The 18,976-nt window shown below is 75.7% G+C and carries 2 protein-coding genes (1 of these 2 cut by a window edge); both read right to left on the reverse strand.

Annotated elements, in window-relative coordinates:
• Positions 1–16,141, reverse strand: a 16,141-nt coding sequence (locus ACFW22_RS06815; RefSeq protein ID WP_386399998.1) for an SDR family NAD(P)-dependent oxidoreductase, incomplete at its 3' end; no start/stop codon positions are given.
• A protein-coding gene (locus tag ACFW22_RS06820; RefSeq protein WP_386400001.1) for an amino acid adenylation domain-containing protein crosses the window boundary here: on the reverse strand, positions 16,141–18,976 show its 3' portion. Its footprint extends 1,880 nt past the window's final position; 2,836 of the gene's 4,716 nt are visible here — the last part of the coding sequence; its start codon lies beyond the right edge, outside the window; it ends in the stop codon at positions 16,141–16,143. The genes ACFW22_RS06815 and ACFW22_RS06820, both read right to left, overlap by 1 nt.

Consider the following 18,976-nt stretch of genomic DNA (forward strand, 5'->3'; position numbering starts at 1 on the left):
GCGCGGCCGCCAGGGGCCCCCCCACCGGCCCCCGCCGGCCGCGGGTGGACCGGGCGACCCCCGCGAGCCGGGGGGCCATGGGGACGCGGCCGACCTGGGAGGTGTACGCGAGCGAGGCGAGCGACGGCGCGGGCAGGCCCCTGCCGCTGCTGCTGCCCTTGCCCGCGTCCGCGTCCGCACCCGCACCCGCACCCGCATCCGCATCCGCATCCGCATCCGCATCCGCATCGAGGAACTCCACCATCGCGGCGACGTAGCGGCGCAGCGCGGCTTCGTCCCTGCCCGACAGCAGGAACACGTCGGCGGCGGCGTCCCGCAGCGGGGCCGGGGGCGTGGTGGCGGGTGCCTCTTCGAGGACGACGTGCGCGTTGACGCCGCCGAAGCCGAAGGAGCTGACGCCCGCGCGCAGCGGCAGGGGCGCGCCGTCGGCGTCCGCGGGCGCCCACGGGGTCGTCTCCCGTACGGGCCGGAACGGCGTACCGGTGAGGTCGATCAACGGGTTGAGCGTCTGGAGGTGCAGCGTCTTCGGCAGGGTGCGGTGCCGCATCGCCAGGACCACCTTGATGACTCCGGCGACGCCTGCGGCGGGCTCCAGGTGTCCGATGTTGCTCTTCACGCTGCCGACGCCGCAGGGCGTGGCCGGGCCGTCGGCCAGGGTCCGGTGGGCGCGGACGAGCCCGTCGATCTCCACCGGGTCGCCGAGGGAGGTGCCGGTGCCGTGGAGTTCGGTGTAGGAAACCGTTCCGACCGGTACCCCCGCGTCCTGGTAGGCCTCGACGAGCAGGGCGGCCTGGGCCAGCGGGTTGGGGGCGGTCAGCGAGGAGGCGTGCCCGCCGTGGCCGACCGCGCTGCCGCGGATCACCGCGTGCACCCGGTCGCCGTCGGCGAGGGCGCGGGAGAGCGGCTTGAGGACGAGTACGCCCACGCCCTCCCCCTTGACGTACCCGTCGGCCGTCGCGTCCAGGGCCTTGCAGCGGCCGTCCGGGGAGAGCACCCCGAGCTGGTTCCCGGCCACCACGGTCTGCGGCGAGAGCACCAGGCTCACGCCACCGGCGACGGCGAGTTCGCTCTCCCCCGCGCGCAGGGCGCGGACGGCGCGGTGCAGTGCCACCAGGGAGCTGGAGCAGGCGGTGTCGATGCTCTCGCTCTGGCCCTTGAGGTCCAGCAGGTACGAGATGCGGTTGGCCAGGATGGTCCGCGCGAGTCCGGTGCCCGCGTGGGGGTTGACCTGCTCCCCGCGCAGGACCATCGACTCGTAGTCGTTGAACTGGACGCCGGCGAAGACGGAGACGCGGCGGCCGGCGAGCCGGTCGGCCCGGCAGCCCGCGTCCTCCAGGGCGGCCCAGGTGTGTTCGAGGAACAGCCGGTGCTGCGGGTCCATGACCTCCGCCTCGGCGGGCGAGATCTTGAAGAACCGCGCGTCGAACCGGTCGACGTCGCTCAGGAAGCCGCCCCAGCGGGCGGTGCCGCCGAAGCGCCGGGACACCTCCTGCCAGTCCCAGCGGTCGGCGGGGGTCTCGGTGATCAGGTCCTCACCCGCCCGGAGGCGCTGCCAGAACTCCGCCAGGTCCGCCGAGCCCGGGAAGCGTCCGGACATGCCGACGATGGCGACGGCGTCCTCCGGGGTGGACGCGGTGGACGAAACGGCGGAAGGAGCGGCGGAAGGGGCCGTGGAGGGGGCGGTGACGGCGGTGGGCGCGACGGCCGGTTCCGCGCCCACGGTGGCGGACGTCGGGTTCCGTTCCGCCAGGGAGGGGTGTTCCGCGAGCAGGTGCCGGGCGAGCCGCTCGACGGTGTTCTCGCCGAACAGGGTCGTCGTCGGCACCGAGACGCCGTAGCGCTCCTCCAGCGCCACGGAGAGGGACTGCAGCCCGAAGGAGTCCAGTCCGTACTCCCCGAAGCCGGCCTCCGGGTCGAGCGCCTTCGGCGCCAGGCCCAGCAGTTCGGCGACGAGCTCCCGCAGCCGTTCGGTCAGTTCGCCCGCGTGCACGGGAGCGGCGGGGGCGGCGGCCGGCGCCGGAGCGGCCGGGCGGGCGCGGTGCCCGTGCTCCCGGATCCGCATCGCCCCGACCTGCTCGCGCATCCGCTCGGGCGCTCCGGGCAGTACGGCGACCTGGGGGCGTCCCAGCCGCAGGGCGAGGTCGAGCAGCCGTTCGCCCTCCTCGGCCTCGAGGTGGCGGAAGCCCGTGTCGGCGAGGTAGCGGCGCTCGTCCTCGGCCGCCACGTGCATGCCTCCGGCACGCCACATGGGCCAGTCGATCGAGACCGTGTGCCCGCTGCGGCGGCCGGCCGTGCGCAGTGCCGCGCGCTCCTCGGCGAAACCGTCGAGGTAGCGGGCGCCGACGGCGTAGTCGACCAGGCCGTAGTCGCCGAGCTGCCCGGCCAGCGAGGAGTACAGGACGAACAGGTCCAGCGGTTCGTCACGGGTCACCTCGTCGAGGACGCGGGTGCCCTCGAAACGGGCCCGCAGGTGGGAGCGGAACTCCGCGAGGTCCTTGCCGGGCAGCGGTGTGCGCGAGGCGGTCGCCGCCAGGTGGAAGACCCCGTGCAGCGCGCCCCACTTCTGCTTGACGTCCGCCACGACGCGGCCCATGGCTGCCTGGTCGTCCACGGACGCCTGGAAGTAGGCGACGTCACCGAGGGCGCGCAGCCCGGCGAGTTCCCGGGCCCGCTCCCCTGCGGAGGACCGGCCGGTGAGGGCCACCCGGGCACCGCGCGACAGCAGGGTGCGGGCCAGCAGCAGCCCGAGGCCCCCGGCGCCGCCGGTCACCAGGTGGACGGCCCCCGGGCGCAGCGGGGACTCCGTGACGGGGCTCGGGTCGGTCTCCGTGAGCACGCGCACGGTGCGGCCGGTCGCCGAGAGGCGGACGGCTGCCGAGGAGAGCCGCTCCGCGGCCACCTCGGCGAGCAGGGCCGCCGGTTCGACCGGGCCGGCGAGGCGCACGACGCCGAAGGCGGTGCCGGGCAGGGCGGCGCGCAGCGAGGCGTCGAACCCTCCCCAGGCCTCCGCCGTGGCGCCCTCCGGCACCAGGACCTGGATCCGCGCGGCGGCGGCCCGGGAGGCCGTCATGGCGCGCACGAGCAGGAAGACCGACTCGATGCCCAGGTCCGGGCGCTCGGGGTGGAGCAGCGGCCACCCCTGCACGATCCGGTCCGCGCCGGCGGCGAGCAGCCGGGCGTAGTCCTCGGCCTCGCCGGGGCGGATCGTGACGGTGGAGCCCTCGTCGGCGTATGCGGATCCGGCCCGTACGGTGACGGCACCGGGGACCGGAAGGTCGCCGAACACCAGGGTGCGGCCCGGGTGCGGGGCGGCGGGCGGCACGGGCTCGGCCACCCATTCGGCCGTGAAGAGGCTGACGGGTGCCCGGCCGGCCGGGCCGTCGGCCGGCCCGGAGCCGGAGCCGGACTCGGAAGCGGAGCCGGAGCCAGGCTCGGAAGCGGTCCCGGCACCGGTCCGGGCGACGGACCCGGCGGCGGCCCTCGGCTCGGTCGCCGGGGCGGTCGCCGGGGCGGTCGCCGGGGCGGTCGCGGTGGCCGTCACCGGCACGGTCGCCGGCGCGACGGCCGCCGCGGGGGCTCCATCGGTGAACCAGTGGCGCTCGGCGGCGAAGGGGTACGGCGGCAGCGAACGCAGCTGCGGCGTCCGCTCCCACCGGGCGGACCAGTCGACCGTCGCGCCGCGCACCCACGCGGCGGCGGTCTCCTCGTCGCCCCGTCCGTCGAACGGCGCGCGGTCGGCGTGCCGTTCCACGCGCCCCTGGTGGATGCCGGCGAAGTCCCCGGCGAGGTAGCGGCGCAGGGCGTCCACCGCGTGCTCGCCCGAGTCCGCGACGAACGCCAGGCGTTCGGCGTGTTCGGTGCGGCCGGACTGGAGGGTACGGGCGGTGCCGGCGAGGTCGTGCTCCCAGCCGTCCCGGGCGTCGACCAGGGAGCGGGCGGTGGCCCGCAGCCGCTCCGGGTCGCGGGCGGAGAGGACGAACACGGCCGGACGGCCGGAGGGCGCCGGTTCGTCGGCCGGGTACTCCTCCAGCACGACATGGGCGTTGACGCCGCCGTAGCCGAAGGAGCTGACCCCGGCGCGACGCGGGACACCGGGCGCCACGGGCGTCCAGTCACGTGCCTCCACCGCGATCTCGCAGGCCGTGCCCTCCAGCGCCAGGTGGGGGTTGAGTTCCGGGCCGTGCGGGTCCCCGGTGATCCGTCCGTGGCGCATGGACAGCAGGACGCGCAGCACGGCGGCGATGCCGGCCGCCGGCTCCAGGTGGCCGATGGTGTTCTTCAGGGCCCCCAGAGCGCAGTGCGGGGCGGCCGGAGCCGGGTGGCCCCAGTCGCGGTAGAGCTCGGCGAAGGCCTGGCGCAGGCCGTTGGTCTCGGCGGGATCGCCGATGACCGTGCCGGTGCCGTGGGTCTCGATGTACCCGATGGTCGCCGGGTCCACGCCCGCCTCGCGGTGGGCCTTCACGATCACCTCGGCCTGGCCGCGCGGGTTGGGCGCGGTCAGCGAGTTGGAGCGGCCTCCGTGGTTGACGGCGGTGCCGCGCAGGACGGCGAGCACCGGGTTGCCGTCGGCGCGGGCGCGGCTGAGCCGCTTGAGCACGACGGCTCCGACGCCCTCGCCGCGCACGTACCCCGCGGCGTCCCTGTCGAAGGCCCGGCCCACTCCGTCGGGGCTGAGCATCCCGGCCCGTTCGAGGGAGGCGAAGGTGACCGGGGAGAGCATGAGGCTGACGCCGCCCGCGATGACGGTGTCGCAGTGCCCGAGGCGCAGTGCCTCCGCCGCGCGGTGCAGGGCCACGAGCGAGCTGGAGCAGGCGGTGTCCACGGGTTCGCTGGGGCCGCGCAGGTCGAGGTGGTAGGAGATGCGGTTGGCCAGCATGGAGGGGGTCAGGCCGGTCGAGGAGTAGGCGTCGGTGGCCGTGTCCGAGCGCTGCACGAGCTCGGCGTACTCGGACGGGCCGACGCCGACGAACAGGCCGGTGTCGGTGCCGGCGAGGCCGGTCGGGTCGATGCCCGCGTCCTCCAGCGCCGACCACACCGTGCGCAGCAGCAGCCGCTGGCGGGGGTCCATCCAGCGGGCCTCGCGGGGCGAGATGCCGAAGAACAGCGGGTCGAAGCGGTCGATGTCCGGCATGAAGCCGCCCCGGGTGATCCGGGTCCGGTCCGGGTGCAGGGCCGGGTCCCCGTGGTGGGCGCGGCTGTCCCAGCGGTCGGCGGGCACTTCGGAGAAGAGGTCGCCGCCCTTCTGGAGGGCCGCCCAGAACTCGTCGAGGTTCCGTGCGCCGGGCAGGGTGCCCGCCATGCCGACGATCACGACGGGGTCGTCCTCGGCCGGCAGGTCCCGCGCGGCGTCGGCCGACGGGGACGGGGCGGCGTTCGGGTGCTCGTTCTCCAGCCACTCGGCGAGCGCGAAGGGGGTCGGGGTGGCGAGCAGTTGGTCGGGGCCGACCGGCACGCCGAAGGCGTTGGAGACCTCGTCGGCGAGCCGGATCAGGCCCAGGGAGTCCAGGCCGTGCTCGTGGAAGGAGCCGGTCGGGTCGAGGTCGGCGGGGGCGTACCCGCTGACCGTGCCCAGCAGGGCCAGTACGGCGTCCTGGAGCCGGGCGCCCCGGGTGCGGGCGTCCGGGGACCCGGATGCCGTCGGGGACCCGGATGCCGTCGGGGCGGCGGGGGCGGCCGGGGCGGCGGCGTCGATCCAGCAGCGGGTCCGGGCGAAGGGGTATCCGGGCAGGGACAGGACCGGTACCGGACCGGGCCGGCCGGCCTCCCAGTCGAAGACCTCTCCCCCGACCCAGCGGCGGGCCGTGTCGTGCGGATCCGCCGCGGAGGGGAGGACCGCGGCCCCCGGCTCGGCGGTCGCGACGCCGGTGTGACCGGCGGGCCGCCCGGCGAGGAACGCGTCGAGCGCCTCGGCGAGTTCCCCGGCCGACCGTGCGACGACGGCGAACCGGTGGGCCATGGCCTCGCGGCCGGTCTGGAGGGTGCGGGCGAGCCGGACGAGGTCGACGCCGGCGCTGCCTCCGGCGCGGCTCGCGAGCTCGCGCAGGGTCGTGCCGCCGTGCACGGAACCCGCCCCGACCGAGTCGCCGAGGCCGATCAGCCGCACCATCGTGGCCGGGTCCAGGCCCAGTTCGTCGAGGGGTTCGTCCACCGCCGTGACGGGGACGCCGGCCGCGGCCGCAACGTCTCGGGGATCGGCGCCGGTGCCCGCCGAACCCAGCCAGGTCCGCATGCCCGCGACGACGCGGCGCAGTCCCTCCGCGTCCCGCGCGGAGAACGGGAAGACGTCCGGTTCCGCCGCGCCGTCGGGCCGCGCAGCCGGTGTCCGGTGCTCCTCGACCACGAGGTGGGCGTTGGAACCGCCCGCGCCGAAGGCGCTGACACCCGCGCGCAGGGGTTCGGAGCCCGTCCAGGGGGCGAGTTCGCGCTGCACCCGGAAGGGCACGGCGTTCCAGTCGACGGCCGGGTTGAGGGTGTCCGCGTGCAGGGAGGGCGCCAGTTCACGAGCCTTCATCTGGAGCAGGACCTTCGTGAGGGCCGCGATGCCCGCGGCCGACTCCAGGTGGCCGACGGAGGACTTGACCGAGCCGAGCGCAACCGAGCCGGCCGGCAGGTCGCCGAAGGCCCTTGCGAGTCCGGCGACTTCGGCCGGATCGCCCAGCGCGGTCCCGGTGCCGTGCGCCTCGACGTAGGAGATGCCGTCGGCCGGCACTCCGGCCGTGTGCAGGGCCCGGGCGATGACCTCGCCCTGGGCGCCGGGACTGGGCACGGCGAATCCGCCGGTCTTTCCGCCGTGGTTGACGGAGCTGCCGAGGATCACGCCGAGGATGCGGTCCCCGTCGCGCTCGGCCGCCGCCAGCGGCTTGAGCAGGACGGCACCGACACCCTCACCGGGCACCATGCCGTCGCCGTCCGCCGCGAAGCTGCGGCACCGCCCGCTCTCGCCGGTGAACCCGCCGGCCGCCAGCTGGCGGTACTTGCGCGGATGCGGGGCGAGGTTGACGCCGCCGGCGAGCGCGTAGTCCGCCTGACCGGTCGCCAGGGCCTCGCAGGCGAGGTGGATGGCGGTGAGGGAGGAGGAGCACATGGTGTCGACGGCCAGGCTCGGCCCGTGGAAGTCGAAGAAGTACGAGACCCGGTTGGCGATGGACGCGTAGCCCATGCCGCCGGCGAGGCCCCGCTCGTCCTCGAACAGCTGGTAGTGCCCGTACATCACGCCCACGTACACGCCGACGCGGTTGCCCCGCAGGCGGGCCCGGGTGTAGCCGGCGTCCTCCAGTGCGTGCCAGGAGGTCTGGAGGAACAGCCGTTCCTGAGGGTCGGTCAGTTCGGCTTCCCGCAGGGACATCTGGAAGAAGCGGGGGTCGAACTCGTCGATCCCGTCGAGGAATCCGCCCCAGCGGCTCACCGGCTGTCCGTCCGCGTCGGCGGGGGCCCGGTGGTCCCAGCGGTCGGCGGGCACCCGGCCCACGCAGTCGCGGCCGGACCGCAGGTTCTCCCAGAAGGCGTCGAGGTCTTCGGCCCGGGGGTAGCGGCCGGCGACGCCGACGATCGCGACGCGGTGGTCGGCGGCCGGCACGGGCTGCGCCGGGCGCGCGGCCGGACGCACGTCGGCACCGGGTGCACGGACTGCCGGGACAGCGTCCGGCACGGGGGCGGGGGCGGGAACGGCGACCGGCGCCGCAGCGGGCTCGGGAAGGAGCGCGCGCACCCGGTCGGCGTGCCGCTCGACCAGGTAGTCGGCGACCTCGCGGATGGTCGGGTACTCGAACAGCAGGGACACCGGCAGCTCGCCCATGCCCTCGGCGAGGAGGTCCACGATGAGGGGCACCGTCAGAGAGTCGACGCCGAAGTTCTCGTACGTCTCGTCCAGCCAGAGCCGCTCGCGCGGCACCTGGAGGATCTGCGCGAAGGCGTCCTTGACGTACTCCCGCGCGGCCTCCGGCAGCGCGTCGCCGTCCGTGTCGGACGTGCCGGACGTGCCGGACGTGCCGGACGTGCCGGACGACGGGAGCGGGGGCTGTGCGGCGCGCGGCGGGGCGGCGGGCGCCGCGGCGGCAGCGGGCGGCGGGCCGCCCGGCGCCGTCTCCGCGACCACCACGTGCTGGCTCAGCCCCTCGTCCGCCGGCACGGCCCGGCTGCGACTGAAGCCGGCGAGGGCGAGGGCCTTGCGCCATCCGGGCGCGGAGAGCAACGGGGAGCCGGGCAGGCGCAGTTCGGCGTCCTCGTGGAGCCACCAGCCGTCGAGCAGGCCGAAGGTGAGGGTGGCGGTGAGGACGTTGCTGCTGGCCTCGTTGAGGACCAGCCGTCCGCCGGGCTTGAGCAGCCGGGTCACCGCGCGCAGGGTGGCGAGCAGGTCGGCGGTCGCGTGCAGGACGTTGGCCGCCACGACCAGGTCGGCGCTGCCCGGGGTGAAGCCCTGGGCCTCGGGGTCCGCGGAGATGTCGAGCCGCTGGAAGCGGACGTACGGGTGCGCCTCGGCGAACCGCTGCTCCCCGTGCCGCAGGAAGGCGCGGGATATGTCCGTGTAGACGTACGTCACCTCCGTGCCCGAGGCCGCGAGGGCGGGGAGGACGCTCGCGGTGGTGCCGCCGGTGCCCGCGCCGATCTCGATGACGGTGAGCGGGCCCTCGTGGCGCGAGAGCAGGTCCTGGACGGCGCCCACGACGAGTTCGTTGGCGCGGTCGACGACCGGGCTGCCCCGGTAGGCGCCTTCGACGAGCGCGCTGGAGCCGCCGGGGAACATCACGTCGGTGGCGCGGACGGTGCCGCGCAGCACGCCGAAGAGGTTCTGCATGCAGGGACGCAGCAGCCGGTCGAAGCGGTTGAGCGCGGGCTTGCGCCCGCACAGCTCGACCAGGTCTCCCTCGGGGTCCTCGGCGGCCCGGCGTCCGGCGGGGACGAGTGCTCCGCCCCGGTCGTCGAGGAAGCCGCCCCCGGTCAGCTGGCGCAGGATCTCGGCGAAGAGCCTGCGCTGCGCGGGGACGACGCCGAGCCGCTCGGCGAGCGCGTCGGGCTGCCAGCTCTCGGCGTCGCCGAGGTACACCCCTTCACGCCGGAAGAGCGTCCACAGCCAGTCGCACATGACCTCGGTCAGGCGGGCGTCGTCGGCCTCGGTGAGCAGCCGGGCGACCGGGGGGATCCGGGCCAGCGACGGCACCAGGGACACGTCGTCGGAGGGCGTCCCCGGGTCGGAGGGCGTCGTTCCCGCCCCGGCCGGTTGCCCGGCGGCCCGACGCGGCCGGGCGCCGACCGCGGCGAGCGCGGCCGCGTCGGCCTTGACCACGACGACCTGCCGGTCCTCGCGTCCGAGCACGGCGTGCACGGCGGCCATTCCCTCCTCCGGGGTGATCGAGTGGATGCCGGTGGCGGCGAGCCGCTCGCGGTAGCGCTCGTCGGCGACGATGCCGACGGTTCCCCAGTAGCCCCAGTTGATGACGGCCACCCTGGCCCCCAGCACCCAGTCGAGGTGGTGGGCGAAGGCGTCCTCGAAGGTGGATCCGGCCGCGTAGTTGCCCTGGCCTGCGCTGCCGGACAGGGCGACCGCCGAGGAGAAGAAGAGCACGAAGTCCAGGCCGCCCACGCCCCTCAGGGCGGCGTGCAGGGCGACCGAGGTGTGTGCCTTGGCGTCGAGGACCGAACGGAAGGTCTCCTCCGTCATGGTGGCGACGGTCTGGTCGCGCAGGACGATCGTGGCGTGGAAGACGCCGTGCAGGGCGCCGTGGGTGCTCCTGGTCCACTCGACGGCCTCCCGCAGCGCGGCGGGGTCGGTCGCGTCGGTCCTGCGGTAGGAGACGAGGGTGCCGTCCGGGTCGATGGCGCGCAGCCGTGCGCGGCGGTCGGCGTCCAGTTCGCTGCGGCCGAGGAGGACGACCTTCGCCCGGTAGCCGCGCACCAGCCATTCGGTGAGTTCCAGGCCGATGCCCCCGGCCCCGCCGAGGATCAGGTAGGTGCCGTCCCGGCGGATCCGCTCCTGCGGCGGCGTGACGGCGACCGGGGCGAGTCGGCGGTGGTGGAGCACGCCGCGGCGCAGTGCGTAGGGGCCGCCGGCGGGGGCGTCGAGGACGTCCGCGGAGGGCGCGTCGGCGGAGGAGCGGTCGACGACGGCGACCTGCCAGCGGGGGTGTTCCTGGGCCAGCGACAGGGCCAGGCCGTGCAGACCGGCCGCGTACGGGTTGGCGACGGGTTCGCCGGCCGTGGTGAGGGCGTCCTCGGTGACCACGGTGAGGCGGACGGCCGAGCGGGTGCGCTGGAGGACCTTGGCGAGCCGGAACAGGGCGAGGACACCGCGTTCCTGGGCCGCTTCGAGCACGGCGGTGTCGTCGGTCGCGCCCCCGGCGCGGGGGGCGAGGAGGATCACGTGGTCGGGCCGGCCGGTCGCGGTGGCGACGCGGTCGTGGTCCAGTTCGACGACGGAGCCGCCGAGGCGGGCGCGCAGGGCAGCCGCCAGCGCTGCCGAGTCCGGTGTGCTCACGAGCCAGGTGGTGGCCCCGTCGGGGAGCGGTTCCGGGGCCGGGCCGGACAGCTCGGTCCAGTGCGGTACGAACATCAGGTCGTCCGCGGCGGCCGTCGACGCGGCAGGGACGGCCGCTGCGGCGGGGGCGCCGGCCGGCCGGGCCTGGGCGACGCCGGGTGCGGGCCTCAGCGACAGGTCGCGCAGTCGCACGCGGATGTTCCCCTCGGAGTCGGTCAGGGTGAGGTCGTAGCGGTCGGTGCCGATGGTGCGGACGTGGGCGTACCCGAGGTCCGTCACCGGGGCGTGGACTTCGGCCGCGGTGAGGGCGTACGGCACCATCGCGGGGCCGTTGTCCCGGTCGCGGAGGACGGCGAAGGCGTGCAGGGCACCGTCGACCACCGAGGGGTGGAGGGCGGAGCCGGCGAAGCGGGCGGCTTCGGCGGGGATCCGCAGGCGTACGAGTGCCTCTCCGTCGCCCGCGGCGATCCATTCGACGGCCCGCAGGGCGGGTCCGTAGAACAGTCCCGCCGCCGTGAGGTCGGCGTAGAGGCCGGCGCCTTCGTGGCGGCTGCCGAGGCGGGCCCGTACGGCGTCGACGTCCAGGGGCTCCCCGGCGGGCGCGGACAGGGGCTCCACCCGGCCCTCGGCGAGGAGTTCGCCGCTGTCGTCGCACAGGTCGAAGCGCGTGCCGGTCTCGCCGCGGCGCAGCCGTGTCCTGGCCGTGCGCTCGGCGCCGGCGACGACGAAGGGCCGCAGCCAGCGGACGTTCGACAGCCGCAGCCGCTCCCCCGCCCCGGCCGCCGCGGCGGCGGCACGAGCCATCTCCAGGACGGCGGCGGCGGGCAGCAGCCGGGTCTCGCCGAGCCGGTGTCCACCGATGTAGGGGTGCTCGGGGTCGAAGGCGGTCCGGTAGGTCAGGCCGTCCAGGCTCTCGGCCGGGTCGATCACGTCGAGCAGCGGGTGCACCGGACCCGCTGCGGCGGGCTCGGCGGCCGGGGCGGGCGGTGCGGGCGGGGACCAGATGGCGTCGGTGAGCCAGCAGCGGAGTTCCTCGAAGGGGTAGCCCGGCAGCGGCACGCGGCTGCCGTTCCCCGCCGGCCACGTGACCGTGGCTCCGGCGGCCCAGGCGGCGCCGATCGATGCCGGATCGCCGTTCGCGGGGGCGGCGGCGCGGGAGGCGGCGCGGCCGCGGGCGCTGCCGGTCCAGACTCCCGTCGGGTCGTCTCCGCGCAGCCGGGCCACCAGCTCGGTGGTGGTGGAGGCCAGGACGACCATGCGGTCCGCCCATTCCTCGCGCCCCTGCTGGAGGGTGAACGCCACGTCCGCGAGGCGGGGTGACGTTCCGTCCGCCAGGCCGCGCTCCAGGGCGTCCGCCAGTTCGGCGGCGAGCACCGGGAGCCGTTCGGGCACCCGGGCGGAGAGCGGGAACAGGTACGCGCCGGGCTCCTGCACCGCGGCCGGCGGAGCCACGTACTCCTCCACGACGAGGTGGGCGTTGGCCCCGCCCGCGCCGAAGGAGCTGAGGCCCGCGCGCCGGGGGGCGCCGTCGGGACGGGGCCACGGGGCGAGGTCGCGCTGCACGTGCAGCGGGGTCGAGTCGAAGTCGATGTTCGGGTTGAGCGGGTCCGCGTGCAGCGACGGCACGAGCCGGCCGTGCCGCATCTGGAGCAGCACCTTGCACAGTCCGGCCATGCCGGAGGCCGATTCGAGGTGGCCGACGTTGGACTTGACCGAGCCGATCGGAAGGCTTCGCGGGGGCAGTCCGGCCTCGGCCAGGGCGCGGGCGAGGCCGCGGATCTCGACGGGGTCGCCGAGGGCGGTGCCGGTGCCGTGTGCCTCCAGGTAGCCGAGGGTGGCCGGGTCCACGCCCGCCTCGCCGAGCGCCTGGGCGACGAGGTCGCCCTGGGCGACGGGGTTGGGCACGGTGAAGCCGTTGGTGCGGCCGCCGTGGTTGACGCTGGTCCCGAGGATCACGCCGTGGATGTGGTCGCCGTCCCGGACGGCGTCCGCGAGCGGCCGGAGCAGCACCGCGCCGACGCCCTCGCCGGGGACGTAGCCGTCGCCGTCCGCGCCGAAGCTGCGGCAGCGGCCGTCGCTGGAGGTGAAGCTGCCCTGGCCGAGGAAGCGGTACTTGTACGGGTGGACGTGCAGGTTGACCCCGCCCGCGACGGCCAGGTCCGTGTCCCCGGCGCGCAGGTCGCGCACGGCCAGGTGAATGGCCGTCAGCGAGGAGGAGCACATCGTGTCCACGCCCAGGCTGGGGCCGGTGAGGCCGAGGGTGTAGGAGACCCGGTTGGCGATGGAGGCGTGCGAGGAGGCGCCGATCCGGCCGTCCTCGGCCTCGTGCAGCTGGTAGAGCCCGTACATCGCGCCGACGTACACGCCGACGCGGTGGGAACGCAGGTCCGCGCGGGTGCGTCCGGCGTTCTCCATGGCGTGCCAGGCGGTCTGGAGGAACAGCCGTTCCTGGGGGTCGACGATCTCCGCCTCGCGGGGCGAGACGCCGAAGAAGAGCGGGTCGAACATGTCGACGCCGCGCAGGAAGCTGCCCCAGCGGCTGTAGCGGGCCGCCCGGTCGGCGGGGGTGGCCTGGTCGTAGTCCCGCCAGTCCCACCGGTCCGCCGGGATCTCGGTGATCAGGTCCCGGCCCGCCTGGAGGTGGTCCCAGAACTGGTCGAGGGTGTCCGACTCGGCAAAGCGGGCGGCGACGCCGACGATGGCGATGGGCACGGGACCCGAGGGGGCGTGAGCGGGGGCCGCGACGGCTCCCGGGAGCACGGCCGCGGCGGGGGCCGCCGGCTCCGGGGCCTCCTCCGCCGGGGGGGCCGGGGCGGTCACCGGTCCGGGCGCGGGGGCCAGTTCCGCGAGGCGGGAGCCGTGGTGCTCGGTGAACCAGCCGGCGAGGGAGCGCAGGTCCTGGTACTCGAAGAACAGGGTCTTCGGCAGGGATCCGAAGTGGTCCTCCAGGCGGCGGGTCAGGTCCATGATCAGCAGCGAGTCGATGCCGAACCGCTCGAAGGGGGCATCGGCCTCCATCTCCTCGGCCGGAAGCTCGAAGGCCTCGGCGAGCACCTTGCGCAGGAACTCCTCGGCCGCGCCGGCGGACGGCGCCGCCGGTTCCCCGGCCGGGAGGGACGGGACGAAGGCAGCGGACGCGGCGGACGGAACGGCGCGCGCGGCGGACGGGGCGGACGGAACGGCGGACGGGGCGGAGGGGGCCGCCGCGGCCTCGGGCGCCGGCGCGTTCACCACCTCGCGCAGGCGCGCCAGGTTGCCGTGCGCCACCAGGACGTGGTCGCCGTCGTGGCCCAAGGCGCGGTCGAAGGCTTCCAGTCCGGCGTCGGTGGGCATGGCCACCAGTCCGACCTGACGGGCCGTCCGGGCCGCCGTGGCCGCGTCGGCGTCGACGCGTATGCCCCCGTCGGCCCACAGCGACCACAGCACGGAGAGGCTGCGGCCCGGCCGTCCGCTGCCCCGGCGCCAGGCCGTGAACGCGTCCAGGAAGCGGTTGGCGTAGGCGTAGTCGGTCTGGCCGGGGCTTCCTGCGGCCCCCGACATGGAGGAGAAGGCGATGAAGAAGTCCAGCGGGTCCCCGGCAGTGGCCCGGTCCAGCTCCACGGTGCCGCGGACCTTGGGGCCGAGCACGGCGGCGATCTGCTGGTCGGTCTTGCCGATCAGCAACGCGTCCCGGGTGGTTCCGGCGAGGTGCAGGACCCCGTGGAGCGGCCCGAAGGAGCCGTGGATCCGCTCGACGAGGTCCCCGGCGGCGCCGGGAGCGCCCAGGTCGGCGGGTACGTAGTGGACGTCGAGCCCGGCGGAGCGCAGCTCCGTGAGGTCCGCCTGGGCCGAACGGCCCGTCAGGACGTAACGGGCGTCGCCTCCCAGGTGGGCGACGAGCCGGCGGCCGAGGGCGCCCGCGCCGCCGGTGACCAGCACGGTGCCGCGCGGGGCGAGCGGTGCCGGGTCGGGGGCGATGGGCTCCCAGCGCGGCACCTGCCGGCCGGCGGCCGTGTACCGGACCCGGAACTCGTGGGCGGCGCGCGCCTCGGACCCGACGGTGGCGGCGAGGCCCGCCGTGCCCGCGTCGACCGCCGAGACGAGGAACTGCGGGTCCTCGTTGGCGAGGGCCCGCGCGAACCCGTCCACGGCCTGGGCGCGCGCGTCCTCGACCCCGCCGGACGTGCGGAACACGTGCAGGACGCGCACCGGGTGGCGGGTCGGCTGGGCCGCCCAGGACCGGTACAGACCGGTGAGGGCGGGCAGCGGGTCGCCGTCCGAGGTGTGGACGAGGAGGAGTTCCCCGTCGTGGGGGAAGACGGCGTCCTCGGTGGTGCGTTCGGCTCCGGTGTAGGCCTCCTCGCCGAGCAGGAGGGTGCGCACGGTCCGGCCGGCGGCCGGCGCGGGGGCGTCCTGCCAGCGCTGTGCGAGCAGGTGGGCGCCGATGGTGCCGTCCAGGCGGGCGGCGCCCTCGACCGGCCGGGTGACGACGGCGCGCAGCCGCACGCGGACCCGGCCCTGGTCGTCGGCGAGGGCAACGTCGTGGCCGGCCGGGGTCCTCACGGCGTGCACGTGGCCCTGCTCGGGGAGCGGTCCGAAGACCTCCACGGCGTCCAGGGAGAAGGGCAGTTCCCGGGCGCGCGGGGCCGAGGGGTCCTCGTCGGTCCACAGGCACGCCTGGAGCATCGCGTCGAGGAGGGAGGGGTGGAGGGCGAAGTCGGAGAAGGGGAGGTCCGCCGCCGTGGGCACGGCGACGTGCGCGAGGACCTCGCCCGGCGCGGACAGCACCGAGCGCAGCCCCTGGAGGCTGGGCCCGTAGCCGCCGCCGAGCGCGCTGAAGACCTCGTAGCACTCCTCGGCCGTGGCCGCACGGGGCAGCCGGGCCCGGATCGCCTCCAGGTCGAGGCGCGGTGCCTCGGGACGGGCGTCGAAGCGGAGGGTGCCGGCGGAGCAGAGCGCGCCTTCGGCGCTGCCGTCGGTGAGCCGGACCTCGTAGGAGACCCCGTCGGCCGTGGACGCGAGGTGCAGGCGTACGCGGGTCGGCTCGTCCTCGACGAGCACGGGGCGGGCCCACAGCACGTTGACGATGCCGGTGGCGCGGCCGTGGCCCTGCTGTTCGGCCGCGGCCACCGCGAACTCCAGGGCCGCCACGGCGGGCAGGATCCGGATCCGGCCCAGCGCGTGGTCGCGCAGGTAGAACTCCTCGCCGGTCAGCAGCCGTTCGGCGGGGCCGTCGGCCAGACCGGCGGGCGGCTTGATCCAGTAGCGGCGGGTCGGCCGGGGAGGCAGGGGCAGGGAGAGCCGGGCGGGACGGTCGCCGGGAGGCTCGGGCAGGACGACGTCCCGGCCGGTGACCCACAGGCGGGCCGCCTCGGCCGGATCGTCGGTGGCCACGGGCCCGGCCCCGTCGCCGGAGGCCGCGGAGGCGTCGGCCGTCGCGGTGCCGGTCACCAGACCGTCCCCGTCGCGCAGGCGCGCGGCCAGCTCGGCGACGCTCCCGACGGCCAGGGCGATGCGCTCCCGCAGGGGCTCCCGGCCGACGCGCAGGGTGTGGGCGATGCCGTCCAGGGAGGCGGACGGGTGCTCGTCCAGCCAGGTGCACAGCTCGGCCCGGTACCGGTCGAGCTGTTCGGGGCCGTCGGCGGACAGGAGGACCAGTCGGACGGTCCTGTCCTCGGTGGTGCCGCTCATCAACGCTGTCCCGCCTCTTCCACTACCACGTGCACGTTGCTGCCTCCCATGCCGAACGAACTGACGCCGACCCGGGCCGGCGTCCCCTCGCGTGTTTCCCATCTCTGTGCTGCGGCCTGGATCCGGAACGGACTGCCCGCCAGGTCGAGCATCGGATTCGGCGTCCGCAGGTCCACCAGGCCGGGGAGCGTGCGGTGACGCATCGCCAGCAGGACCTTCACGACGCCGGCGACGCCCGCCGCGGCCTCCAGATGGCCGATGTTCGTCTTGACCGACCCGAGGCCGGTGCGTCCCGGAGCCACCGGGATCTCCCAGTCGGCGTACAGGCGGCCGAACGCCTCCTTGAGGGCGTCGATCTCGATCGGGTCGCCGAGCGGGGTCCCCGTGCCGTGCGCCTCGATGTAGTCGATCGTGTCGGGCGCGACCCCGGCCGACCGGTGTGCGGCGAGCACGACGTCGCGCTGTGCCTGCGGGTTGGGGACCGTGAGCGAGTGGGTGTGCCCGCCGTGGTTCTCCGCCGAGCCGATCAGCACGCCGTGCACCGGGTCTCCGTCGGCCAGGGCCCGGTCGAGCAGTTTGAGGGCGAGGAGCACGACGCCCTCGCCCCTGCCGTACCCGTCCGCGCGCTCGTCGAAGGTCTTGCAGCGGCCGTCGGGGCTGAGCATCCCGGCGCGCCGCAGGCCGGTGAACCCGTGCGGGGACAGCAGGAGGTTGGCGCCGCCGGCCAGGGCCATGTCGCAGTCCCCCTGCTGGAGGGCGCGGGCCGCGCGGTGCACGGCGACGAGCGAGCTGGAGCAGGCCGTGTCGAAGACGGCGCTGGGTCCGTGCAGGTCGAACACGTAGGAGATGCGGTTGGCCGCGATCGAGGGGACGTTGCCGATCAGGAAGTGGTCGCCCATCTCCGGCGAGCCGGGGCCGAGCAGGCTCAGGTAGTCCGTGCCGCTGAGTCCGACGAACACCCCCGTGCGGCTGCCGGCGAGCGCGTCCGGGACCTGGCCGGAGTCGAGCACGGCCTCGTGCGCGGCGTGCAGCAGCAGGCGCTGTTGGGGGTCCATCTGTGCCGCTTCCCGGGGGGAGATGCGGAAGAGCCCCGCGTCGAAGGCGTCCACGTCCTCGACGAAGGAGCCGCGCAGGCCCTGCGGGAACACCCGCGCGGAGAAGCCCCGCTCCATGGGGTACGGCCGGGTGAGGTCGCGTCCGGCGGCGAGGTGCTGCCAGAACTCCTCCAGGCCGGAGGAGGAGGGCAGCCGTCCGCCGATGCCCACGACGGCCACCGGCGCGAATCCGCTCTGTGCGGCGGCCGTCGCGACCACCGGCTCGGACGCGGTCCGGGGGACGGGGCGGCGGTCCGTCGTGGCGAACGCCCCGGGGTGTGCCGCGCTCAGGTGGGCGGCCAGCGAGGTGAGGTCCGGGTGTGCGTAGAAGACGGTCGGGCGCACCGTGACGCCGAACCGCTCGCGCAGCGCGACCGCGAGGCGGGTGAATCCGATCGAGTCGAAGCCGACCTCGCCCAGCGGCCGGTCGAGGGGGACCTCCGCCACGGGCAGCCCGGCGACGGCCGCCGCGCTCCGGCGCAGTCGCTCCGCCAGGTCTCCGTGGCCGGCCGGCCGGGGCGGCCGGTCCGCTTCCCCGTGCCGTTCGGCGGGGCTGTCCTGGTGGCCGAAGCGGCGTACGAGTTCCTCGATCGGCAGGCGCGTCAGCGGACCGGTGTCCACCTTGGCGTTGGGGGTCAGGGGGAAGCGCGCCAGCGCGACCGTGCGGGAGGGGACCATGTACGCGGGCAGCCAGGCCCGGATCCGCTCGACCGCGGCCTCCGCGGCCTCCGCGGAGGCCAGGACGAAGGCCACCAGACGCGGCTGCCCGGGCAGGTCCTCGCGTACGGTCACCCGGACGTCGCCGATGCCGTCGTCGGCCCCCGCCGTGCCGGCGCGGCGGACGGCGGCCTCGATCTCGCCGAGTTCGATGCGGTGGCCGCGCAGCTTGACCTGACGGTCGGCGCGACCGAGCAGCACCACGTCCCCGTCGGCCGACCAGCGGGCGAGGTCGCCCGTGCGGTAGAGCCGTTCCCCGGTCACCGGGTCGTGCACGAAGCGTTCCGCGGTCAGCTCCGGCTTGCCCCGGTAGCCGCGGGCGACGCCGTCACCGCCGATGAGCAGTTCGCCGACCGCGCCGAAGGGCACGGGGGTGCCGTCGGGACCGGCGGTGCGGAAGGTGGTGTTGGCGAGCGGCGTGCCCACGGTGACGGGTCCGCCCCGCCGGATCCTCCGGGCGGAGGACCAGATGGTCGTCTCGGTCGGTCCGTACATGTTCCACAGTTCGTCGCACCGGTCCAGCAGCCGGTCCGCGAGTTCGGCGGTGAGCGCCTCCCCACCGCACAGCAGCCTGCGCACGCGTCCGGTCCAGCCGGCGTGCAGCAGCATCTCCCAGGTGGCCGGTGTGGCCTGGACGACGGTCGCGCCGGCCTCGTCGATGAGGTCGGCGAGTGCGAACCCGTCCCGGACCACGTCCTCGGGCGCGATGTGGACGGTGGCGCCCCGGGTCAGCGGGAGCAGCAGTTCCAGGCCCGAGATGTCGAAGCCGGCGGTGGTCACCGCCAGCAGGGTGTCGTCCTCGGAGCAGCCGGGCCGCTCGGCCGCCGCGACCAGCAGGTTGACCAGGTTGCCGTGGCAGACCTCGACGCCCTTGGGCTCGCCGGTGGATCCGGAGGTGTAGAGGACGTACGCGAGGTCGTCGTCGCGGCGGGCGACCGGGGCGACGGGTTGCGCCCCGGGCTCCGGGCCGGTCGGAGCGAGGGGCACGCCGGGTGCGGCGCCGGTCGGGGCGATGCGCACGCCG

The organism is Streptomyces sp. NPDC058872 (assembly GCF_042743065.1).
Lineage (GTDB): Bacteria > Actinomycetota > Actinomycetes > Streptomycetales > Streptomycetaceae > Streptomyces.